This window comes from Clostridium sp. YIM B02500, assembly GCF_022324665.1.
Classification (GTDB): domain Bacteria; phylum Bacillota; class Clostridia; order Clostridiales; family Clostridiaceae; genus Clostridium; species Clostridium beijerinckii.
In genome coordinates, this window is record NZ_JAKGTE010000024.1 from 63,040 (window position 1) to 86,759 (window position 23,720).

Annotated in this window: 19 protein-coding genes and 1 pseudogene; 19 read left to right on the forward strand and 1 reads right to left on the reverse strand. The window is 30.0% G+C overall.

Annotation, left to right across the window (positions count from 1 at the left end; all coding sequences use genetic code 11):
• Positions 1-10 precede the first annotated feature (10 nt).
• The 3 genes and pseudogenes from L1S46_RS18225 (at position 11) to L1S46_RS18235 (ending at position 1,400) form a co-directional block, all read left to right on the forward strand.
• Positions 11-334 carry a multidrug efflux SMR transporter gene (locus L1S46_RS18225; RefSeq protein ID WP_077854406.1) on the forward strand — a complete coding sequence of 108 codons (324 nt, stop codon included), beginning with the start codon at positions 11-13 and terminating at the stop codon, positions 332-334.
• Between the two features lie 299 nt (positions 335-633).
• A pseudogene (locus L1S46_RS18230) lies at positions 634-1,023 on the forward strand (aldehyde dehydrogenase family protein); the annotation flags it as partial.
• Positions 1,024-1,046: 23 nt separating this feature from the next.
• The gene (locus L1S46_RS18235; protein WP_238900661.1) at positions 1,047-1,400 is read left to right on the forward strand and encodes an iron-containing alcohol dehydrogenase; all 354 of its coding nucleotides are present in this window, start codon (positions 1,047-1,049) and stop codon (positions 1,398-1,400) included.
• A 102-nt stretch (positions 1,401-1,502) separates the two neighbouring features.
• Here L1S46_RS18235 and L1S46_RS18240 read toward each other — a convergent pair whose 3' ends face one another.
• The gene (locus tag L1S46_RS18240; protein ID WP_077829994.1) at positions 1,503-4,166 is read right to left on the reverse strand and encodes a cation-translocating P-type ATPase; all 2,664 of its coding nucleotides are present in this window, start codon (positions 4,164-4,166) and stop codon (positions 1,503-1,505) included.
• A gap of 587 nt (positions 4,167-4,753) precedes the next feature.
• Here L1S46_RS18240 and L1S46_RS26560 point away from each other — a divergent pair.
• The 16 genes from L1S46_RS26560 to L1S46_RS18320 form a co-directional block, all read left to right on the forward strand.
• The gene (locus tag L1S46_RS26560; protein WP_238900652.1) at positions 4,754-6,463 is read left to right on the forward strand and encodes a methyl-accepting chemotaxis protein; all 1,710 of its coding nucleotides are present in this window, start codon (positions 4,754-4,756) and stop codon (positions 6,461-6,463) included.
• A 234-nt stretch (positions 6,464-6,697) separates the two neighbouring features.
• Entirely contained in the window at positions 6,698-7,540 is an 843-nt protein-coding gene (locus L1S46_RS18250) for a patatin family protein (protein ID WP_011967658.1), read from the forward strand.
• Between the two features lie 183 nt (positions 7,541-7,723).
• Positions 7,724-8,425, forward strand: coding sequence for a FadR/GntR family transcriptional regulator (locus tag L1S46_RS18255; RefSeq protein WP_011967659.1), 702 nt, complete (start codon positions 7,724-7,726; stop codon positions 8,423-8,425).
• A gap of 524 nt (positions 8,426-8,949) precedes the next feature.
• A complete protein-coding gene (locus L1S46_RS18260) occupies positions 8,950-9,738 on the forward strand; it encodes an electron transfer flavoprotein subunit beta/FixA family protein (protein WP_011967660.1) in 789 nt (262 codons plus the stop codon).
• A 55-nt stretch (positions 9,739-9,793) separates the two neighbouring features.
• Positions 9,794-10,984, forward strand: coding sequence for an electron transfer flavoprotein subunit alpha (locus tag L1S46_RS18265; RefSeq protein ID WP_017209921.1), 1,191 nt, complete (start codon positions 9,794-9,796; stop codon positions 10,982-10,984).
• A gap of 3 nt (positions 10,985-10,987) precedes the next feature.
• Complete coding sequence (locus tag L1S46_RS18270; protein ID WP_011967662.1) at positions 10,988-12,391, forward strand: FAD-linked oxidase C-terminal domain-containing protein; 1,404 nt, start codon at positions 10,988-10,990, stop codon at positions 12,389-12,391.
• Between the two features lie 338 nt (positions 12,392-12,729).
• Positions 12,730-13,302 (forward strand): RNA polymerase sigma factor, encoded by a 573-nt coding sequence (locus tag L1S46_RS18275; RefSeq protein ID WP_238900653.1) that lies wholly within the window; start codon positions 12,730-12,732, stop codon positions 13,300-13,302.
• 18 nt (positions 13,303-13,320) lie between these two features.
• A complete protein-coding gene (locus L1S46_RS18280) occupies positions 13,321-14,232 on the forward strand; it encodes a hypothetical protein (RefSeq protein ID WP_238900654.1) in 912 nt (303 codons plus the stop codon).
• Between the two features lie 278 nt (positions 14,233-14,510).
• Entirely contained in the window at positions 14,511-16,865 is a 2,355-nt protein-coding gene (locus L1S46_RS18285; RefSeq protein ID WP_238900655.1) for a formate C-acetyltransferase/glycerol dehydratase family glycyl radical enzyme, read from the forward strand.
• Between the two features lie 3 nt (positions 16,866-16,868).
• Entirely contained in the window at positions 16,869-17,804 is a 936-nt protein-coding gene (locus L1S46_RS18290) for a glycyl-radical enzyme activating protein (protein WP_238900656.1), read from the forward strand.
• 185 nt (positions 17,805-17,989) lie between these two features.
• Positions 17,990-18,667 (forward strand): transaldolase family protein, encoded by a 678-nt coding sequence (locus L1S46_RS18295; protein ID WP_238900657.1) that lies wholly within the window; start codon positions 17,990-17,992, stop codon positions 18,665-18,667.
• Between the two features lie 115 nt (positions 18,668-18,782).
• Positions 18,783-19,850 carry a mannose-1-phosphate guanylyltransferase gene (locus tag L1S46_RS18300; protein WP_011967668.1) on the forward strand — a complete coding sequence of 356 codons (1,068 nt, stop codon included), beginning with the start codon at positions 18,783-18,785 and terminating at the stop codon, positions 19,848-19,850.
• Between the two features lie 363 nt (positions 19,851-20,213).
• Positions 20,214-20,795 carry a zinc dependent phospholipase C family protein gene (locus tag L1S46_RS18305; protein WP_171788808.1) on the forward strand — a complete coding sequence of 194 codons (582 nt, stop codon included), beginning with the start codon at positions 20,214-20,216 and terminating at the stop codon, positions 20,793-20,795.
• Between the two features lie 534 nt (positions 20,796-21,329).
• A complete protein-coding gene (locus L1S46_RS18310) occupies positions 21,330-21,965 on the forward strand; it encodes a redox-sensing transcriptional repressor Rex (RefSeq protein WP_011967670.1) in 636 nt (211 codons plus the stop codon).
• A gap of 377 nt (positions 21,966-22,342) precedes the next feature.
• Positions 22,343-23,128, forward strand: a complete 786-nt coding sequence (locus L1S46_RS18315; RefSeq protein WP_238900658.1) for a short-chain-enoyl-CoA hydratase — start codon at positions 22,343-22,345, stop codon at positions 23,126-23,128.
• An 84-nt stretch (positions 23,129-23,212) separates the two neighbouring features.
• On the forward strand, positions 23,213-23,720 hold a 508-nt coding region (locus tag L1S46_RS18320; RefSeq protein ID WP_238900659.1), incomplete at its 3' end, for an acyl-CoA dehydrogenase family protein.

A 23,720-nucleotide genomic window follows, 5' to 3' on the forward strand; every position in this document is an offset into this window, starting at 1 on the left:
GTGTATTATGATAAGTTGGATTTATTTAATTTTTGCCATAATATTTGAAGTTTCAGGAACTATATCAATGAAGTTATCAGATGGGTTTACAAATATAAAATATGCAATCGCTATGCTAGGCTTTTATATATTAAGCTTAAGCATGTTAACATTAGCTTTAAAGAAAGTACCAATTGGAGTTGCATACGCAACCTGGTCAGGCATTGGGATAATACTGCTGTCAGCTATCGGGATTATATTTTTTAAGGAATCAATTAATCTGCAGAAGATAGTTTTTATAGGACTTATAATAATAGGAGTCATAGGATTAAATTTAACATCTACAATACATTAATATCAATATAAAAGAAGTTTTGTTAGAGACATGTAGAATAGGAAAAAGAATAATCTATTCTATCATGTCTATTATTTTACGATTTTTAGAAAATAATAGACATGATATGTACTTTGTTCTCATTGCAAATGAATATATAATTTATATTTTTATTAGATCCATTAGCAATTTTTTTGAGATGAGATAAATTAAATGTTATTTTCAGGATAAACTATACACAGTTTGTTTATAGTAAGTAAAACTGTTATACAAAAGCAGCTTGAGTATGAAAATTTAGAAGATAATGCTGGAGGCAGGAAATGAGAGTTACAAATCCAGAAGAATTGACAAAAAGAATAGAGCAAATAAGGGAAGCTCAAAGAGAATTTTCAAAGTTTTCCCAAGAATAGGTAGATGAAATATTTAGGCAGGCAGCCATGGCAGCGAATGATGCGAGAATTACTCTTGCTAAAATGGCAGTAGAAGAGAGCGGAATGGGAATAGTAGAAGATAAGGTAATAAAGAATCACTTCGCAGCTGAGTACATATATAACCAATATAAAGATACAAAGACCTGTGGAGTTATATAGAGAGAGGAAATGTTCGGAATAACTCATATCGCTGAACCTATAGGGGTGATAGCCGCAATCGTGCCAACAACAAACCCAACATCAACATCTATATTTAAAACATTGATTGCATTAAAGACAATGCATTATTAATAGATGAAGTAATCAGATTTAATGCAACAGATGCACCAAGAAAGCAAGCTGCATTCCCACAATATAAATATCCAAATGCAGGATGGAGATATGCTAGAATTGCGGATTATTTAAATTTAGGAGGAAATACAGAAGAAGAAAAGGTTGAATTATTAATTAAAGCAATAGATGATTTAAAGGCCAAAGTTGGAATACCAAAGAGCATAAAAGAATTTGGAGTTTCAGAAGAAAAGTTCTATGCTTCAATGGATGAAATGGTTGAGCAGGCGTTTGATGATCAATGCACAGGTGCAAATCCAAGATATCCTTTAATGAGCGAAATTAAAGAGATGTATATAAAATCGTATAATGTCAGCAATAAATAAAAACGATAAATGATAAATAAAAATAAAAGAGCTATATCAATACAAACAAGTAATCTTGATACAGCCCTTTCATTAATCTAATTATATAATCTCAAAAGTGTTTTATGCAGCCCTCATAGTTGAATCATTAGCATCTCTATCTCTATTCTTTTCATTGTTTTCTTCAATAAAATCTCTAACAACCTTAATAGTTTGTATTATTAAAGTTGGAATGAAAGCAAATAAGTGAACTAGTAGTAATTCATTAGTAGTAAGTGGAGTTATTTCAAATAATCCTTGAAGTGCTGGTATAAGTAAAACTGCATTTACAAGTACAACACCTGATATAAAGGCAATCCAGCTGAATTTATTATTGAACACTCCAAGAGCAAAGATAGATTTTTTACCTCGGCAGTTAAATCCATGGAATAATCTAGCTAAACATAAGGTACTAAATGCCATAGTCATTGCAAGCCCATGGCTTCCTGTAGCTAAACCAATGTGGTAAGAAATCATAGTGAATATTCCAATCAGCAAACCTTGACAGGAAATATCTATTATAAAATCTTTAGTTAAAATAGATTCTTTAGCATCCCTAGGTTTATCTTTTAAAACATCTTTTTTAGATTTCTCCATACCAATTGCTATAGCAGGCAAACTATCTGTTAATAAGTTTATGAATAATAAGTGTACGGCTGCAAATGGAACAGGAAGTGCAAATATTGATGAATATAGTACTGCAAGAATTCCAGAAGTATTACCTGAAAGTAGGAATTTTATTGAATTCTTTATATTAGCATAAATATTTCGCCCATTAGTAACTGATTTAACAATAGTAGCAAAGTTATCGTCTGTTAAAATCATTGAAGCAGCATCTTTTGAAACCTCAGTACCTGTTATACCCATTGCAATGCCAATATCAGCTTGCTTTAGTGCAGGAGCATCATTAACACCATCCCCAGTCATAGCTACAATTTTACCTTTATTTTGCCATGCTTTTACTATCCTTATTTTATGCTCTGGAGATACTCTTGCGTAAACGGAAATGTGATTTAATTTTGAATTAAGTTCGTCATCAGACATTTTATCAAGTTCTAAGCCTTCTACAGCTAAGTCACCATCTTGCAATATTCCAATTTCTTTAGCAATAGCAGAAGCTGTAATCTTGTGGTCTCCAGTAATCATAATTGGCTTGATAGAAGCTTTAATACAATCACTAACAGCTGCTTTAGATTCTTCTCTAGGTGGATCAATCATTGAAATTAAACCTAGGAAAGTATAATCATATTCATCATCTAAAGTTAGTTCTTTATTCTCATTAAGCGCTCTATAAGCAAATGCTAAAACTCTTAGTCCTTGAGAGGATAATTCTCTATTAACATTATTTATATTGATCTTATCATTATTAGTAAAGTTTGCTACGCCATTTGAAGTTTTTATTGAAGTTACTCTATCAAGTAATACATCAAGAGCACCTTTAGTAACCATTATATATTTTCCATCAATTTTGTGAAGGGTACTCATAAGTTTTCTATCAGAATCAAAAGGAATCTCTTTAAGTCTTGGGTAATTATTTCTACATTCAATTTCATTTAAAGAGTATTTATGACCCAAGTTTACTAAAGCAACTTCTGTTGGATCTCCTATCTCAGCACCATCTTTTGAAGTAGAATCGTTACATAGCACAGAGCTAGTTAAAAGGAAATTTGAATCAGAATTTTTGAAATCTATTTTAGTACTATCAATTAACTTATTATCAACGAAAATCTTTTTAACAGTCATTTTATTTTGAGTTAATGTACCAGTTTTATCAGAACAGATAACAGATACACATCCAAGACCTTCAACAGCTTTTAGCTTTTTAATGATAGCATTCTCTTTAGCCATTGATTGTGTACCTATGGCAAGTACAATTGTAACTATTGAGCTAAGGGCTTCAGGAATAGCAGCAACAGCAAGAGCAACAGCAAACATTAATGAATCTAATAGATCAACACCTCTATACATACTTAATCCAAATACAATAACACAGATACCAATTATCCCAAAGGCCAACTTCTTAGAGAATTCATCCAAGGAAATTTGAAGAGGGGTACTTTTTTCTTGAGTTTCTTCCATAAGGGTAGCTATTTTACCAAGCTCAGTATTCATACCAGTATTAGTTACAAGAATAGTAGCACGTCCATAAGTGACTAGTGAACTAGAGAAAACCATATTTTTTTGATCACCTAAAGCAACCTCATCTTTATCAATAACCTCAGAGAACTTGTCTACATTTTCGGATTCACCAGTTAATGAGCTCTCATTAATTTTAAGAGAGAAGTTTTCTAAAATTCTACCATCAGCAACAACTAAGTCTCCGGCCTCTAATATCAAAATATCTCCTGGAACTACAGTTTTAGAAGGTATTTCAATTTTAACTCCATTCCGAATAACCTTAGCATTAGGCGCAGATAGCGCTTTTAGACTAGCTAGAGATTGTTCAGCTTTAACGTATTGAACAGTGCCTAAAATAGCATTCATAGCTATAACAGCTAAAATTACAAAAGTACTTTCCATATTTCCAGTCATAGCTGAAATTATAGCAGCAGCAATTAATATGATTACTAATAAGTCCTTAAATTGTTCTAGAAATACAGATAAAATGCTTTTTTTCTTTTTTTCATTTAAGGTGTTTTCGCCTACAGAGTCTAATATTTTATTAGCTTTTTCGCTCGTCAGCCCCTTTAAAGTCACATCGAAGGTTTTAAGAGATTCTTCTACTGTTTTAGAAAAATATTTTTTCATTATGGCATCTTCCTTTCAAAGAAAAAATTTAATAAGTATATAATTAGCTAAAGTCTATAAAGTGAACATTTTCAGGTAGAGTTTAACTCTGACTGAATTTAGTTGAACATATACCCTCAAGTGGTACATCGTCCAGAAATGTACAGTTGTTATACCCAATTGAAGAAGAGTTGTTACTAATGATAGATATTGGATAAATTAACAACAAAAAAGACTTTTAATATAACTTCAAAAATTTGAAGTTATATTAAAAGTCTCGTTACCTGTTAGGGTATATAACACCAGACTAACAATATAGTCGCGATTGTTGATGTTATATTTATAACTACTCCCTTTTAATGTAGTGATTTATTTTATGTAATTATTATAGCATTTTATATAGTTTTAGTCAACACACTAAGAGTTATTTAGTACTATATATTATTTATATTTCACAAAAATATAAATAAGTAAATTATTGTTTAAGGTATATGTAAAATTATAACTATTGTTATCATATTGGTTAATATGTATAATTATAACTGCACACGTTAACAATGTTATGTTATGTATGTAATTATATATTTAAGCCATAGGGGGACGTTGAAGTGAGATTAAAAAAAGTAAAAGATGTAAAAATCATAAGGAGTATAATTATAATAGTAATTTTATCTTTGATATCAACAATTACTATTGGAGTTTTGGGTTATTTAAATACATCTAAAATGTATGATGCCAACTTGACAATGTATAATAATGTTATTCCAAAACTTAGTGATTGGGGTGATGTTAATGGAAGTATGGGTGTTTTAAGAAATACTTTAACCAAAATAATAGATAGGCCATTTGATGAAGCAAATGAAAAAACAATGCTAGAATTAAATACAAATATAACAGAAATAGTGAATAGGCAGGCTAAAGAATCAGAAAATAATTCAGAAGAACACCAATTAGTTATGAAATTTAAAGAAGAATATGAACAATATTATTCGTACATACCTGATATTATTGATCAAAGAAAACAAGATTTAACTCCAGATAAAAAGATTACAAATGATGCTATGGGGGTATATGGAAATCAAATTGCTCAAGATAATAAGGCATTGGTTCAACTTCAAAAGGATAAAGCTACAAATGAGATTAATAAATCTATGAGTGCATATAGAAAAAATATATTTATGTTTATAAGTATATTGAGCGTATCAATTCTGACTCTAGCGTTTATGTCAACATATATAATATTCATGATTAAGAATTCAATTAAAGAATTTGTACATAAAGTTTCAATCTTATCAGAAGGAAATTTCACTGTAAAGTTTGATACTGAATCCGCAAACGAATTTGGAGTGATGCAGAATGCATTAAGCAAGACCATAACATCTATTGCATCAATTATATATACAGTAAAGGAAGATTCGAGCCTTGTTACAGAACAATCAATAGAGCTTTCAAGGGTTTCAGAAAAAATGAAGCATTATATAGGAGATGTATCCAGTTCAATTCATGATATAGCAGAAGGATCTAATGAACAATCTGAAAGACTTATGTCAATAAACAATAATTTAAGTTCTTTTAGTGATAAATTAGATTCAATAACAAGATCTGTAGAGAAAGTGGATAAAAGCACTATTAATATTAGTAATGAAGCCAATATTAGTGATGAAAGATTGAGAAATATAGGTATATCGATAAATGAAATTGCAGAATCTTATAATGAAGCACAAAGGAAAGTTAATAAATTAAGCCTAAGTGTAAATAAAATAACAGAAATAACTAATATGATTAATGAAATAGCAGATGAAACTAATTTGTTAGCCTTAAATGCAGCTATTGAAGCGGCAAGAGCAGGTGAAGCAGGTAAGGGATTTTCAATTGTTGCAGATGAAATTAGAAAATTAGCAGAGCAATCTAAAAGTTCATCAGAAGATATTAATAATTTGCTAGGTGACATAAGTTCCGAAACTAAATTAGTTGAAGAAACAACAGGTATTGCTAACAAGAAATTAGAGGAGCAGATTCATACAATAGCATCAACTATAGTTTCATTTAAAGAAATAGTAGAATCTATAGGTGATATAGTACCTCAAGTTCATGAGATAAATGATGCAATAGTTGATATTAATAATAGAAAAAATAATATAGTAGAAAATGTGGAATTATCATCTGCTGTATCGGAAGAAAATTCGGCCGCATCTCAGGAGATATCCGCATCAGCCAATGAAATGGATAATTCAGCATATAAGGTATCTAAATCAGCAGAAGAATTGAAAGATATAATGCAGCAGATTACATCTCAAATTGAGAAGTTTGTTCTTTAATATAAAAATAATTAAATATAGATAAATATCAATTTATCATGGGAATCTCTATGCTGTTAAAATTATAGAGGTTCTCATTTTTATTATAAATTTAAGAAATTTAAGATATAGCAACTAAGAATAAACGACTTGATTAAAAAACTAGAAATTCCATTGATGTAAGTTTTTATGTGATTAAGTTTATTATTTAAGTTATAATATATAATAGTATTTATTGTGTATGGAGGTTTTTTTATGATAGGACTTGTACTTGAAGGCGGAGCATTCAGAGGATTATTTACAGCAGGTGTGTTAGATGCATTTTTAGATATAAAGGCAGAAATAAAATATATAGTAGGAGTATCTGCAGGTGCCACTAATGCATATTCTTATGTCTCTAGGCAAAGGGGAAGAAACTTAGAGATAATGGAAAGATTTATGGATAATAAGAGGTATATCAGCTATAGAAATTTAATTAGATGTAAATCTCTTATGGATTTAGAATTTGTATTTGACGAGATACCTAATAAGCATTGTCCATTTGATTATAAGGCGTTTTATGAATTTGATGGAAAGATGTTAGCAGGTGCTTTTAATATTGAGACTGGAAAGAATGAGTACTTTGATAAAGATTTATTGGATAAGAGAAATTCAATTCTTAGAGCAAGCATAGCGATACCATTAGTATTTCCATTTGAAAAGATAGAAGGACAATATTACGCTGATGGAGGCCTTTCAGAGCCTATACCAATTAATAAGTCAATAGAGGATGGTAATGACAAACATATAATAGTATTAACAAGGAACGAGGGGTATAGAAAGACAAAATCTAAAGCCAATGAAGTAACTTATAGGCTTTATAAAAATAAGTATCCAAAGCTTGCAGATGTGCTAAAAAATAGGCATATTAAATATAATGAGCAACTTGATTACTGCAAAGAATTAGAGGAAAGTGGGAAAGCATTTATAATAAGACCAAGTATAAGTATGGATATAAGTAGATTTGAGCGAAATAAAAGTAAACTAAAAGCAATATATCAAAATGGGTATGATTTGATTATTCAAAATAAAGAAAAAATACTTAAATATATTGGATAGTATTTAAATATAATATTTTAGAGAAGTATTTTCAAATAGATAAATTATATATATTATGAATGTTTATAAATAGAATAGAATGAATTATAAAATCTACAAATGTAGGATTCTAGCTGTTTTTGATGTATAATGTACTAATAAAATATAAAATTTTAGACAATAAAGCGAACAAGGGAGATATATATGTTTACATCCAATAGCAAAACACCTAAAGTATATCATCAAGTTATAGAACAAATTAAGAACAACATAAAAAGTGGTAAATTAAAAAAGGGAGATAGATTGCCATCAGAAAGAGAAATGTCAGAATCTCTTGGAGTATCACGTGCATCCATAAGAGAGGCATTGAGGGCATTAGAAGTGGTAGGTCTTGTGGAAAGCAGGCAAGGCGCAGGAAATTATATAAAAACTAATTTTGATAATTCATTATTTGAACCTCTTTCTGTCATGTTTATGTTACAAGAAAGTTCAATTGAAGAAATGTATGATTTAAGAGAAACGCTGGAGCTTCGTTGTGCTAGGTTATCCGCTAAAAATATAGAAAATAATGAGCTAGAGCTTTTAACAGCAATATTAGATAGAATGTATATAGCAGAAAATGAGGACGAGAGTCTTGAACTTGATATTAAGTTCCATTATTTAATTGCAAAAACCTCAAGAAATACTTTACTTATAAATGTTCTTGAAGTTATATCTCAGCTTATGGATGAATTCATTCGAAAATCAAGAGCGCAAATTTTACATACAGGAAAAACTAGGGAGAATTTATTAGAGATTCATGAGAATTTAGTAAGAGCTTTGAAATGCAGAGATGCTAGTAAAGCTCATAATGCTATGGTAGAGCACTTTGATTTAATTCGAGGATCCTATGGGTATAAAAAATAAAAATATATTGTTTTAAAAATAAGATGGATAAAAGATAATCGTCAGTAAGGTTATTTTTTTTATCCATTTTATTTTTGTTATATTTTAAACAAAAAATGCTTAAATACGATTAATTAAAAATATAAATTAAATTTTTAATAAATTTTATATAAGCAAAAAGATATAGAATATGAGGCACTAAGGAGTATATTGGAATAGAGTCAATGTAAACATTTTCTGTTAAATAAATAACAATACTTTACAAACTATATTTTGGAAAGTATAATTAAATTGAAATTGGTCATACCAATTCGATATTGGTATGACATGTTGGAAAAGAGGAGGAATAAATTAGTTTTATTGTGACTCTAGCAAAAACTATTATATATAGCGGAATAATTAAACTGATATTGGATTTTATCAAAGAAATAAATTGAAGTAATTTTTAAAAGTTTGTTTATTCCACATTGTTTTGACAAAACTACTACTATCACTTTGCCAATCAGTGTTTGGAATTTAAAATACAGTTTTAGGAGGAAGTTATCATGAATATTTTAGTTTGCATTAAGCAGGTGCCAGGAACATCTAAAGTTGAGGTTGATCCAGTTACAGGAGTTTTGAAAAGAGATGGCATAGACTCCAAAATGAATCCATATGATTTGTATGCTCTTGAAACAGCTCTTAAGATTAGGGAGAGTGAAGGAGGAACTGTTAAAGTCTTAAGTATGGGACCTAATCAAGCTTTAAGCGTAATTAAGGAAGCTTACACAATGGGAGCTGATGAAGGCACATTATTATCAGACAGGAAATTTGGAGGAGCTGATGTTTTAGCTACATCGTATACAATAGCTCAAGGCGTGAAAAAGATGGGGGATTTCGAACTTATTATTTGCGGTAAGCAAACAACAGATGGAGATACAGCGCAGGTAGGATCTGAAATGGCTGAATGGTTAAACATACCACATGTAGCTAACGTTAAGGACATAGTTAAAGTAGAAGACTCAACAATCACAGTTGAAATGGATATGCCAGAAAGTATTGAAACAGTAAAGATAGCGTACCCATGTCTAATCACTGTAGATAAAGGAATTTTTGAACCAAGGTTACCTTCTTATAGAAAAAAACTTTCAACTAAGGACAGAGAAATAAAAATATTAAGCCTAAAAGATTTTGATGATAAAGATGAGAAGAATTATGGACTTAATGGATCACCAACTCAAGTAGAGAGAATATTTCCACCAGAGGTTAATAATGATAGAGAAATGTGGACAGGCAGTTCTGGTGAATTAAGTGGAAAAATGGGAGAGAAATTAAAGGAATTGAAATTTATTTAGGTATTAAATATTAGTAAAGATATCTCACAAAGATAATTAAAGGGGAGAATGCGTTATGGCAAAGTTAGTAGTAAATCAAGAGAAAATATTAGATATTGATGAGTTAATTAAAATATGTCCTTTTGGTGCCCTTGAAAATAATAATGGAGTTGTTGAAATAAGTGGAGCATGTAAAATGTGCAAGCTTTGCGTTAAAAAGGGGCCTAAGGGAGCTGTTGAATATATAGAGGAAGAAGTCAAAGAGATAGATAAAAGTATTTGGAATGGAATAGGCGTTTATGTTGATCATGTAGATGGAGAAATACATCCTGTTACTTATGAGCTAATAGGAAAGGCAAGAGAATTAGCAGGAAAGATAAATCATCCAGTATATGCTGTATTTATCGGAAATAATATTTCTCATAAAGCTGAAGAATTATTACACTATGGTGTAGATAAGGTATTTGTATATGATGACGAGGAATTAAAGTATTTTAGAATAGAACCATATACAGCTGCTTTCGGAGATTTTATAAATAATGTAAAACCAACAGCGATTTTAGTTGGTGCTACAACTATAGGTAGATCTTTAGCGCCAAGAATAGCTGCTAGATTTAAAACTGGACTTACAGCAGATTGTACAATATTAGATATGAAGGAAAATACAGATTTAGTTCAAATTAGACCGGCATTTGGTGGTAATATAATGGCTCAGATAGTTACTCCAAATTCTAGACCTCAATTAGCAACTGTTAGATATAAAGTTATGACAGCTCCAAAAAGAAATGATGATATTTCAGGAGAAATAGTAGAATGTTCTATAGATAAAGAAAAACTTTTATCTAAAATTACAGCGCTTAGTATAAAGAAAAAAGATGCTGAAGTAGGAATAAGTGATGCTGAAGTAATAGTTGCAGCAGGAAGAGGGATTAAATCAGAAAAGGATTTAGAATTAGTAAAAGAATTAGCTAAACTTTTAGGAGCAGAATTTGCATGTACTAGACCTCTAATAGAGGCAGGCTGGGTTGATGCAAAGAGACAAATTGGATTAAGCGGTAGAACTGTAAGGCCAAGACTTATTATAGCTTGTGGAATATCTGGAGCAGTTCAATTTACAGCTGGAATGAATAATTCAGATTATATATTTGCTATAAATGCTGATGATAAAGCACCAATATTTAAGGTTGCTCACTATGGAGTTGTTGGAAACTTGTATGAAATAATTCCAGAATTAATAGAAAAAATAAAAATGGCTAAGGAGGCATAGGTGATGAGTTACAAAGAAGTTGAATTAAAAGATTATGAATATATATTATCTATAGCAGAGAATGATTTGGAGAGAGTTTTCTTTAGAGAAGAAATAAATGAAGACTATAGCCATGATGAATTAGGCGGGATTAAGAAAATGCCTGATATAGTTATTCAAACTATAAGTGCTGATGAAGTTTCAAAAGTAATGAAATATGCCTATGAGAATAATATTCCTGTTACTCCAAGGGGATCAGGAACAGGACTTGTTGGAGCAGCGGTTCCACTTAAAGGTGGAATAGTTATAGATCTTAGCAGAATGAATAAAATTTTAGAATTAGATGAAGAAAACCTTACTCTTACATTAGAACCGGGAGTATTACTTATGGAGATAGGTAAATATGTTCAGGAATTTGACTTATTTTATCCACCAGATCCAGGTGAAAAATCAGCAACAATTGGAGGAAATATAAGTACTAATGCAGGAGGTATGAGAGCTGTAAAATATGGAGTAACTAGAGACTATGTAAGAGGACTTGAGGTTGTATTACCAAATGGTGATATAGTAAATTTAGGAGGAAAAGTAGTTAAAAATAGCTCTGGATATGCACTAAAAGATTTAATTGTTGGTTCAGAAGGAACTTTAGGAATAGTAACAAAGGCTATTTTGAAATTGTTACCACTTCCTAAAAAGGCTTTAAGCTTGCTTATTCCTTTTGAAAGTCTCGAAAGAGCGATAGAGACTGTGCCTAAAATAATTAAATCTAAGTCAATACCAACAGCAATCGAATTCATGCAGAGAGAAGCGATACTTGCTGCAGAAGAATTTTTAGGAAAAAGTTTTCCAGATAAATCATCTGATGCATACCTATTATTAACTTTCGATGGAAATTCCACAGAAGAAATTGAAAAGGATTATGAAAACGTAGCTAATATTTGTTTAGAAGCTGGAGCTTTAGATGTATTAATCTCAGATACTGAAGAAAGACAAGAATCAATATGGTCAGCTAGAGGTTGTTTCCTTGAAGCAATTAAAGCATTAACTACTGAAATGGATGAAGTTGATGTTGTTGTTCCAAGAAATCAAATAGGAAAGTTTGTAACCTTCACTCATGAACTTGAACGTACTGCTAATATAAGAATAAAAAGCTTTGGACATGCAGGTGATGGAAATCTTCATATATATATATTAAGAGATGACCTTGACCAAGAAGCATGGGAATCTAAATTAAAAGAAGTTATGCAAATAATGTATAATAAAGCTAAAGAATTAGATGGCCAGGTGTCAGGAGAACATGGAATAGGATTTGCAAAGAAGGGATATTTAAAAGAATCACTTCCAAGTGAATGTATTGGAATAATGCAAGGAATTAAATTAGCTTTTGATCCTAAGAACATATTAAATCCAGGAAAGGTATGTGAATAGAATAAAAAAGTATTTAATTTGAATACTAGCAAATTATAAATATAAGTAATTTAACTGAGCTTTATTTACAAATCAAAGCTGTCTTAAAATAGAAATTTAATTTCTATTTTGGGACAGCTTATTTTTATACATAAAAAAGCAAACTCATAACAATATACCTTTTTATGTATAATTTATTTATAGCTAAAGAATAAATTAATACAGAAGAATTATAAAATGTCATTGAGATTTATAAATTAATAGTTCTCATTAAAAGAAAAAATTAAAATGAATAAAACCTTTTTACTAAATTAATCCTCTTATATTATAGGAGCTCCAAAAGGAAGAGAGGTGCAAAGATGGATATAGAAGAAATAGTAACGCGTTGCAAGCTCGGAGAGAAGGAAGCATTTCGCGAACTTTTTCAAATTGTAGAAAAAAAGGCGTTGGCTACTGCATATTTTTTATCAGGAAATAGAGGAATTGCTGAAGACATACTCCAAGAGACATATATGAAATGCTTCATGGAAATAAATAAACTTCAAGAGCCACAAGCGTTTAAAGTATGGTTTTTTAAGATTCTTATGCGAACAGGCTGGAAAATGACAAAAAAGCAGTCAGAGTTAGTTCCGTTAGAAATAACATCAGAAAATGAAGGTTTATTTTTTGATGAGAATCAAGAAAAAGAAAACATAATTGATAGATATGAGATAAAACATGTAATGCGGAGTGCAATCAACAAATTAAGTCCTAATTTAAAAACAGTTGTTATTCTTTATTATTACAATGATATGACAATGGAAGAAATTTCAAAGGTTACAGGTTGTTTTAAGGCCACGGTAAAATCACGGTTGTTTTATGCCAGAGCTGCTTTGAAGAAGCAGTTAGCCAATTGCTTTGAGGTGGAAAGCGGGATGATCATAGTTAAATAGAAAGGAGTCTAATTAAAAATGAAAGATAAGGGTTATTTGGATAAGGTAATAAAGAGTGCTATAGATGATAGTATTTTTAATATTAAAGCTTCAAGAGATATTTTTAATGAGGCTTGGAATAATAAGGAGAAAGAAATGGGAAAGAAAAAGTATTTTAGTATAAAAAATATAAGAAAAGAAGTGTTAGTTCCTATATGCTGTGTATTATTTGCTATTATTGGTGTTTTTACATTTTCACCAGGAGCAAGGGCTGCTGCGCAGGAAGCATTGAAGACAATATTTTTACTTGATAAATCAGGTAATATTATTGAGAGATCAGAAGATGAGGCAGTTGATGATGTTACCGTTGGAGGTTTTGAGATAACGGATAAAAACAAAAATGAGATAGAGGGGAAATTTGGATTTGAATTTGATTTTCCTGAAAAGGTTGGGAATTTCTCCATTACGGAAATTGCAGGATATCCTGTGTCTCCAGTAGCGATGATGACTGTTAAAGATTTGAAATATAAAGATGAAGAAAACTCATTAGATAAGTTTAGAAAAGCAGTAGGAGATGATCAAATATTTAATGAGCTTAGTAAAGATTATAAGATTATAAGAAACATTTGTGAATCATATGAAGATAGTGAGAAACATAAATTTTTCATATACTTATCAAAATTTAGTGAGGATTCAGAAATGAATAGTGTTAAAGAAACAACTATTGATAATATAAAATGTAGAGTTTTGGAAGAAAATAGGGCTAAATATGAAAGAAGTGAGAATGGCGATGATGTGACAAAGAAGCCTATTAGTGTTAACAAAATATATTATATGGTTTGGCATTATAATGGAGTAAGCTACAGGATATACATTGGAGAAAATTCTGCAGATATTGATGTAGCAACACAGTTTGCAAAAGATTATATAAAGATTCTAAAACAAGAATAGAAAAAACAAAAGGTAAGGGAGTGATCTCTTACCCTTTGTTTTGAAAGGGATATATGAACTTTAATAAATATAATATAAAATCTATGATTTATAGAATAAGTTAGGAAATTGAACCTTTAGGTATTTAAGATTAAATAATCTTCTTTAAACAAATCAGTATTATCTTAATAAAACTATATGAAATAATAAAAAATACATTGAAAAATAATTTGAAATGATATAAAATAGGAATATAGTAATAATAAATGATAATAAATAAGCGGAAAGGAGAAAGAGAAATGGATGAATTAGCAATGTCTCGAAGAATTAAAAATTTAAAGCAGAAGATGTTATCTGAAAAAAGATATGCATCTATTGAACAAGCACTTATAATAACTGAAACTTATAAAGAGAATGAAGATAATCCAGTTATTATAAAAAGAGCATTAGCATTAAAGAATTCTCTTTCAAAATTAGAAATTGGTGTTGATGATGAAGAGTTAATAGTAGGTAACCGTACTAAAGGGGTTAGATATGGTGTTGTTTTTCCAGAGAGCGGTAGCTCATGGATTGATAAAGAATTTGAATCTCTACCAACTAGACCTCAAGACAAATTTAATGTGAATTTAAATGATATAGAAACATTTCGAAAAGTGATTAAACCATATTGGGATGGACACTCATTAGAGGATGTCATTAGACAGAGATATGGAAAAGAAATTGATGAAATTGCAAAAGTGGTAAAAATAAATCAAAAAGACCATGCTCAAGGGCATATTTGTCCAAATTGCAGAGAGTGGCTTGCTTTAGGCCCAGAAGGAATTAAGCAAAGAGCCATTGAAAAAATGAAGAATTCTACAAAAGAAAGTAAGGAATTTTATGAAAGTGTAATTATTGTTATGGAAGGTGCTCAAGAATTTATGATGAGATACCATGACTTAATGAAAGAAAAAGCTGAGTCAATCTGCGATGAAGAATTAGTAGCAGATATGCTTCAAGTTGCAGAGATTTGTAAGAATATCTCTAGAAGGCAGGCACAAACTTTCCATGAGGCGGTGCAAGCAATTTGGTTTTTATTTGTTATACTTCATATGGAATCAAATGCATCATCATTCTCACCAGGAAGAATGGATGAATTTTTATATCCATATTATAAAAGAGATATACATCTTGGAAATATAGATGATAAAAAGGCTTTAGAAATAATTGAATGTCTTTGGCTTAAGTTCAATGAAATAGTTTATTTAAGAAATTCTCATAGTGCTAAATTTTTTGCAGGATTTCCTATAGGATTTAATATTGCAATTGGTGGCCAAGATGAAAAGAGTAATGATTTTTCAAATGAATTATCTTTCTTATTCCTAAAAGCTCAAGAACATTTAGGTCTGCCACAACCTAACTTATCTGTGAGACTTCATAAGAACACATCAGAAAAACTATTGAAAGAGAGCATAAAAGTTGTGGCAAAAGGCAGTGGAATGCCGCAGTTCTTTAATGATGAATCAGTAGTGCCGTCTATGATAGACTTAGGAATTAAAGAAAAAGATGCAAGAGACTATGCAATTGTTGGATGCGTAGAGCTTACAACTCAAGGTAATAATCTTGGTTGGAGTGATGCAGCAATGTTCAATTTAAATAAGGTTTTAGAGATCACTCTAAATGGTGGAAAATGCTTAATTTCAGGAGATTCATTGTCTCAAGACTTAGGTAATCTAACCACTTACGAAAAGTATGAAGATTTAGAAGAAGCATTTGCTAAGCAAATAGATTATTTCATTGATAGAATGATTTTAGCTTGTGAACAAGTTGAAAAAGCCCACATAGATGTTTTACCTTCGCCATTCTTATCGTCAGTTATTGACGACTGCATTGAGAAAGGTGTAGATGTTACTGCAGGTGGAGCAGTATATAATCTGTCAGGAATTCAAATGATACAAGTTGCAAATTTAGCGGATAGCTTGGCAGCAATAAAACTTTTAGTATATGATGAAAAGAGAATTTCTAAAGAAGAATTGTTAAAAGCTCTTCAAAATAACTTTGAAGGATATGAAGTGATAAGGGCTATGCTATTAAATCGTGCACCTAAATACGGGAATGATATTCAATGGGTAGATGAAATTGGTGCTAAGTGGGCAAGATATTTCAATGGAAAGCTTAAATCTTATACAAACTATCGTGGAGGTAAATATCATACGGGAATGTATACAGTATCTGCCCATGTTCCAATGGGTGAAAATGTAGGAGCATCTGCAGATGGAAGATATGCAAAGGCACCTTTAGCTGACGGTGGTATGTCACCTGTATATGGAAGAGATATTGCAGGACCTACTGCTGTTTTAAAGTCTGTATCAAAATTAGATAATGTATTAACTACTAATGGTGGTTTATTAAATATGAAGTTCTTACCTGAGTTTTTTAAGAATGAGATTGGACGGGATAAGTTTGCAAGATTCTTAAGAACCTTTGTAGATTTAGAAATACCACATATTCAATTTAATGTTTTACGTAAAGAAGATTTATTAGCAGCGCAAAAGTATCCTGAAAATTATCGTAGTTTAACTGTACGTGTAGCGGGATATACAGCATATTTCACTGAACTTGCAGGAGAATTGCAAAATGAAATTATAGCAAGAACAAGTTATGGGGATATATAGCCTATGGAAAAAGATTATTCGTCTTTAACAGGAAAGATTTTTGATATAAGAAGATTTTCAACACATGATGGAGAGGGAATAAGAACAACGATTTTTTTAAAAGGATGTCCGCTTAAATGTGTTTGGTGTCAAAATCCCGAAGGTATTTCTCCAAAGGAACAATTAATTCATTTTGAAAATAAATGTATTAATTGTGATCTATGTATTAAAAAATGCTCTAATCAATCAGTTATACGAGAAAATAATAAAATATGTGTTGCTCAAGATAAATGTATAGATGAACAAAATGAAATTGTTACAGATATTTGTCCGACTGGTGCGTTAACTATGGATTCTAAAAATTATACTTTAGATGAAGTTATAGAAATAGCACTGAAGGATAAAGCGTTTTTTAAATATGGTGGTGGGGTAACTTTATCTGGTGGAGAACCATTGTACCAGAAAGAATTTGTAGTTGTATTACTTAAAATGTTAAAAGAAGCTGGAATAAATACAGCGATTGAAACATCTTTATTCGTCCCTACTGAATATATAATAGAAGCGCTACCGTATCTAGATACAATTTTTGCAGATTTAAAGGTATTTGATAATGATAAGCATAAGATTTCTACTGGCGTAGGTAATGAACTAATCAAAAAGAACATCAAGTTTATTTTAGAAAGCAATAAGAAAGATAATGTGATTATCAGAACTCCACTAATACCTCAATTTACAGCAAATAAAATTAATATTCATGATATAAGTGGATATATTTCAAGCATTTACTCAAAAGTAAGGTATGAACTATTAAATTATAATCCACTTGCAAAATCAAAATACAACTTAATCAATAATTTAGATTATTGTTTTGAAGAGAATCCTAAAATGTATACTGAGACTCAAATGGAGGAATTTTATGATATAGCTTATTCAGCAGGAATAAGAAATTTAGTTAAGTAGTTGTTTCGGATATTCATTGATTGCTGAATAAAAAGGTATAAATAAAAATGTTTTTATTTTAATATTCTAAAGTTCTAAAATTCTTAAGAATATATATTCTTGGAATGGAGTATTGTTTTATAGTATTTATAACGCATTTACTTAATTTAAGTATAGAAATTAAAAAGAGAGAGGGAGAAGAAAAAATGTTAATGTTAATTGATGATGCAAACTTAGATGAAATTAAAAGGATTTATGAATTTTACCCATGTGATGGGGTGACAACTAATCCATCTATTCTAAAAAAACAAGGTGGAAATCCTATGGAGGTATTAAAAGCAATTAGAGAATTCTTACCAGAAGGGGCACAATTACATGCTCAAGTTGTATCATTAACTGCTGAAAAAATGGTTGATGAAGCACAACATATGATTGAAGTACTTGGAAAGGATACTTATATTAAAATTCCTGTAACACCTGAAGGAATAAAAGCTATGAAATTATTAAGTAAGGAAAATGTAAATATTACAGCAACAGCTATTTATACTTCGATGCAAGCCTTCATGGCAGCAAAAGCAGGGGCAAGATATACAGCACCTTATGTAAATAGAATTGATAATATGGGAGCTGATGGAGTTCAAGTTGCAAAAGATATTCATGACATGTTTAAAATGCATGGATTAAATTCGGATGTATTAGCTGCAAGCTTCAAAAATTCACAACAAGTTTTGAATTTATGCAAGTATGGAATTGGATCGGTTACAGCAGCAGCAGATGTAATAGAAGGATTAATAAAACATGATGCAACTAAAAATGCAGTAGATGTATTTACAAAAGATTTCTATAGCTTGGTTGGTGAAGGGAACACAATGGAGGGGCTATAATTCAGGAAGAAGAACATTTAAGGGAAATAATTTATTGTTCTTTTTACTATAGACTCACACATACAAATATTTTGACATATAATGAACTAGTATCATTACATGGAGTTGAAAATGCGTGATATACGGGCTGATTTTAGCTGGAGGTAAGGGCAGTAGACTATATCCTCTATCAAGAGCCGATCAACCAAAACAATTTTTAAAGCTAATTAACGATAAAAGTTTCTTAGTTAATACTGTTGATAGGATAATGCCATTAATAGACAGGGATAATATTTATATTGTAACCAATATGGACTACAAAGAAAAAGTTAAGGATGAACTAATAGGAATTAGAGAGGAAAATATTTTTGTAGAGCCTGCTAATAAAGAAACTGCAACTTGTATAGGTTTGTCTGCAGTAAAATTATTAAAACAAGATGCTAATGCAGTAATGGTTGTATTACCATCAGATCACTATATTCAGGGTGAGAAGAATTATATAGATACTTTATCACAAGCAATAGAAATGGCAAATAGGAGAAGGTGTATCGTTACACTTGGGATTGAACCTAGTAGACCTGAAACAGGATATGGATATATAGAAATGGGGGAAAGAACTGCTGGAAGCATACCAACTTATAGAATTGCAAGGTTTACAGAAAAACCAAATTCAGAGGTAGCTAAAGATTTCATATTAAAAGGAACTTATTTATGGAATTCTGGGATGTTTATATTTAGGGCCGACGTTATACTAAGAGAAATAGAAAAATACTTGCCTAAATTGCATAAATCACTGATGGAGATATATAAAAATTTAGGAGAGGAAAATGAAGAGAGTGTTATAAAAGACCAATATGAACTTATAGACGGAATTTCTATAGACTTTGGGGTTATGCAAAGAACTAGAAAAGCCTATGTTATTAAATGTGATTTTAGTTGGGATGATATGGGAAGTTTTGGCGCTTTAAGTAGGCTACTGAGCACTTATAGAAATAATAGTATATCTAAGAATGTTTATATTGACGATTGCGAGAATTGCTCCATATTTGGGGACAAGAACCTGATAATTGGGTTTGGAATAAAAGACTTAGTTGTAGTAGATGCTGGAGATGTTATTCTTGTAATGGATAAAAATAAGGATCAGGAAATAAAACATTTATTAAATAGGCTCAACGAAAATAAAGAATATAATAAATTTCTATAGTAAGTAAGCTGTTTCAATATATCTTAATGATACTGAAGCAGCTTATTTATCTTTGGAGATGCACTTAGAAAGCATGTGCAAGTTAGAGTTAGTATATAAGGAAACCATATGAAATGTATGCTTAAAATATATTAAACTAATATTTTTACTAATATAGTTTAATACGTTATGAGCTTTGATATTCTTGGGTATTAGTACATATAATACTTGAAGAAATCGATTAATAAAGTGTTGTAAATTTGAATCTAGAGTATTATTATAAGTATACAAAACAAATTTAATTTATAAAAAAATAACGAAACGCCTAAATGAGGGCTTCATAAAATATAAAATTTAATATGCAGAGGATGTGATCAAGCATTGATGATCAATACTCACAAGATTATGGCAGAAAATATTATAAAATATGCTAATACAAAGAGTATTTATTTAATTAATAATAAAAGATTCATATGGGGGAACGTGAAACCTGATTGTGCGCCTAAATATAAATTTAAGAAGCATTATTTTAATGAAAGTATAAATATGATTATTGAAAAGATTATACATTTATCATCATTATCATTGGAAGAAATATACTATAATATGACAATTGGTAAGTTTAGTGAAGAGCTTGGAGTAATATGTCACTTTTTATGTGATTTTTTCTGTGCACCACACTATTATAGATGGGAATTTAAGAGTACGAGTGCTGTAAAGCATCATATGATGTATGAGAAAAATTTAGCTAAGGTAGCTAAGTCGTTTGATCCGACAGGAATTATAAATACACATGTAGATTCAAGTAATATAGAAGAGTTTATAATGCAGCTACAGAAGCAATATGATGGAACTATAAATTATTATAATGATTTAACCTTTTCGTATTATGTTTGCGATAGCGTATTAAATATGATATTGAACAATGTGTTTATCAATGAAAATAAGGTGATTAAAGTAATTTAATTTCTTAAGATAAGAAATATTTCAAAATGGTTGAAAAATTATTTTGAAATATTTTTTTGATTTTGTTAAAAGGCATAAAATTTTATAAAGATATTATTTAATATAAACAAAAATCACAATGTTAAAATAAAATTCTTGAACACATGTTTAAGTATTGATATTGTTATTATATAGAAAAGGTTAAAAATAAAGCGGTTTAAATTAAAAAAAGTGGTCAAAATATAAAAAAGTAAAATTTCATAGTAGTGAGTTTTCTGGAGACTTCTGTTGCTTATCAAGAGAAATTTTAAATTTATAGGCACTTTTGAATAAATAATTTAATTAAGCTTGACATAAAAATATAGAAATATGGTAGAATTATAAATTATAGCAATTAATTAAAATTTAACAATGTGAATATAATTTTAAAATTGATTGTTAATAAATAGACTAATCATAATTAATAAAAGTCTAAATAGTAGTTATATAATTTAATTTGATATAAATATTATAGGGTCGAAAAATATAAAAGTATTGAAATAGGAGAAAGTAGATATGGAAAAGCATAAAAATATATCGATGGCAGTTATCAAAAGGTTGCCTAAGTATCATAGATATCTTGAAGAACTTATGAAAAATGAGGTGGATAGAATTTCTTCAAAAGAATTAGGAGAAAAGATTGGATTTACTGCATCACAAATTAGACAAGATTTAAATTGTTTTGGAGACTTTGGACAACAAGGTTATGGATATAATGTTAAGGAACTATATACCCAAATTAGCGCTATATTGGGATTAGACAGAGGTTATGAAGCTGCACTGGTTGGTGCTGGAAATATAGGGCAAGCAGTTTCGAATTATTCTAGATTTGAAAATTTAGGATTTAAAATAACAGCAATATTTGATGCAAATCCTAAATTAATAGGAATGAAAATCAGAGATGTAGAAATAATGGATATAGACGAAATGGAATCCGTACTAGAAGAACATAAAATAGATATTGGTATAATTTGTGTTCCTAGAAAAAATGCTCAAGTTGTTGCTGATGAATTAATAAGGGGTGGAGTAAGAGCAATTTGGAATTTTGCTCCTGTAGATTTAGTAGTTCCAGATCATGTGAAAGTAGAAAATGTGCATCTAAGTGAAAGTTTATTGACTTTAATTTATTTATTAAATGAGAGTGAAAGTTAAAAATATAATAAATATATGCAATATATTATTTAAAGCTTGTTCAAAAAATAACAGATTAAATATATATATTTGTTTTTAGAAATAGATTTAAGAAAAACTTATTCAAAAGCTTTACATGAATAAAGTTTTCTTCTCTGTTTGGCATGAAAATAGATATATACCTTTGATCAGTTATTTTTTTCATATACTTAAAAACTTATATTAATAACGCAATATTTTATTGCAAATAATCTAGGAACGTATTATAATTTTAATTGAGGCGTGAAGTCTTGATATTTTTTTAAACTTATTTGTTATATTATTAACAATTAGGATAAAAAATATCAAAAATAGTGTGAAAATTAAAAAAATAAGCAAGTTTGAAGGAGGTCCTTAGAATGGAATTAAAAAATGTTATTCTTGAAAAAGAAGGGCATTTAGCTATTGTTACAATCAATAGACCAAAGGCATTAAATGCATTGAATTCAGAAACACTAAAAGATTTAAATGTTGTTTTAGATGATTTAGAAGCAGACAACAATGTGTATGCAGTTATAGTTACAGGTGCTGGTGAGAAATCTTTTGTTGCTGGAGCAGATATTTCAGAAATGAAAGATCTTAATGAAGAACAAGGTAAAGAATTTGGTATTTTAGGAAACAATGTCTTCAGAAGATTAGAAAAATTGGATAAGCCAGTTATCGCAGCTATATCAGGATTTGCTCTTGGTGGTGGATGTGAACTTGCTATGTCATGTGACATAAGAATAGCTTCAGTTAAAGCTAAATTTGGTCAACCAGAAGCAGGACTTGGAATAACTCCAGGATTTGGTGGAACTCAAAGATTAGCTAGAATTGTAGGGCCAGGAAAAGCTAAAGAATTAATTTATACTTGTGACCTTATAAAGGCAGAAGAAGCTTATAGAATAGGTTTAGTTAATAAAGTAGTTGAATTAGAAAAATTGATGGAAGAAGCAAAAGCAATGGCTAACAAGATTGCAGCTAATGCTCCAAAAGCAGTTGCATATTGTAAAGATGCTATAGACAGAGGAATGCAAGTTGATATAGATGCAGCTATATTAATAGAAGCAGAAGACTTTGGAAAGTGCTTTGCAACAGAAGATCAAACAGAAGGAATGACTGCGTTCTTAGAAAGAAGAGCAGAAAAGAATTTTCAAAATAAATAATTTTTTAATAATTAGTTAAAAATCTATTAGAGATTTATATATAGTTTGTATCAAATAGGTTTAATTAACAAGGAGGGTAATTTAATGAATTTCCAATTAACTAGAGAACAACAATTAGTACAACAAATGGTTAGAGAATTCGCAGTAAATGAAGTTAAGCCAATAGCTGCTGAAATCGACGAATCAGAAAGATTCCCTATGGAAAACGTTGAAAAAATGGCTAAGCTTAAAATGATGGGTATCCCATTTTCTAAAGAATTTGGTGGAGCAGGCGGAGATGTTCTTTCATATATAATAGCTGTGGAAGAATTATCAAAAGTTTGTGGTACTACAGGAGTTATTCTTTCAGCGCATACATCATTATGTGCATCAGTAATTAATGAAAATGGAACTAACGAACAAAGAGCAAAATATTTACCTGATCTTTGCAGCGGTAAAAAGATCGGCGCTTTCGGATTAACAGAACCAGGTGCTGGTACAGATGCTGCAGGACAACAAACAACTGCTGTATTAGAAGGCGACCATTATGTATTAAATGGTTCAAAAATCTTCATAACAAATGGTGGAGTTGCTGAAACTTTCATAATATTTG

What these genes read in the sequence shown, in the direction of transcription:
- L1S46_RS18260 (WP_011967660.1), top strand. Translation starts at nt 8,950, where the DNA reads ATGAATATTTTAGTTTGCATTAAGCAGGTGCCAGGAACATCTAAAGTT.
- L1S46_RS18310 (WP_011967670.1), top strand. Translation starts at nt 21,330, where the DNA reads ATGGAAAAGCATAAAAATATATCGATGGCAGTTATCAAAAGGTTGCCT.
- L1S46_RS18250 (WP_011967658.1), top strand. Translation starts at nt 6,698, where the DNA reads ATGATAGGACTTGTACTTGAAGGCGGAGCATTCAGAGGATTATTTACA.
- L1S46_RS18280 (WP_238900654.1), top strand. Translation starts at nt 13,321, where the DNA reads ATGAAAGATAAGGGTTATTTGGATAAGGTAATAAAGAGTGCTATAGAT.
- L1S46_RS18265 (WP_017209921.1), top strand. Translation starts at nt 9,794, where the DNA reads ATGGCAAAGTTAGTAGTAAATCAAGAGAAAATATTAGATATTGATGAG.
- L1S46_RS18285 (WP_238900655.1), top strand. Translation starts at nt 14,511, where the DNA reads ATGGATGAATTAGCAATGTCTCGAAGAATTAAAAATTTAAAGCAGAAG.
- L1S46_RS18305 (WP_171788808.1), top strand. Translation starts at nt 20,214, where the DNA reads ATGATCAATACTCACAAGATTATGGCAGAAAATATTATAAAATATGCT.
- L1S46_RS18290 (WP_238900656.1), top strand. Translation starts at nt 16,869, where the DNA reads ATGGAAAAAGATTATTCGTCTTTAACAGGAAAGATTTTTGATATAAGA.
- L1S46_RS18240 (WP_077829994.1), bottom strand. Translation starts at nt 4,166, where the DNA reads ATGAAAAAATATTTTTCTAAAACAGTAGAAGAATCTCTTAAAACCTTC.
- L1S46_RS18295 (WP_238900657.1), top strand. Translation starts at nt 17,990, where the DNA reads ATGTTAATGTTAATTGATGATGCAAACTTAGATGAAATTAAAAGGATT.
- L1S46_RS18275 (WP_238900653.1), top strand. Translation starts at nt 12,730, where the DNA reads ATGGATATAGAAGAAATAGTAACGCGTTGCAAGCTCGGAGAGAAGGAA.
- L1S46_RS18255 (WP_011967659.1), top strand. Translation starts at nt 7,724, where the DNA reads ATGTTTACATCCAATAGCAAAACACCTAAAGTATATCATCAAGTTATA.
- L1S46_RS18315 (WP_238900658.1), top strand. Translation starts at nt 22,343, where the DNA reads ATGGAATTAAAAAATGTTATTCTTGAAAAAGAAGGGCATTTAGCTATT.
- L1S46_RS18270 (WP_011967662.1), top strand. Translation starts at nt 10,988, where the DNA reads ATGAGTTACAAAGAAGTTGAATTAAAAGATTATGAATATATATTATCT.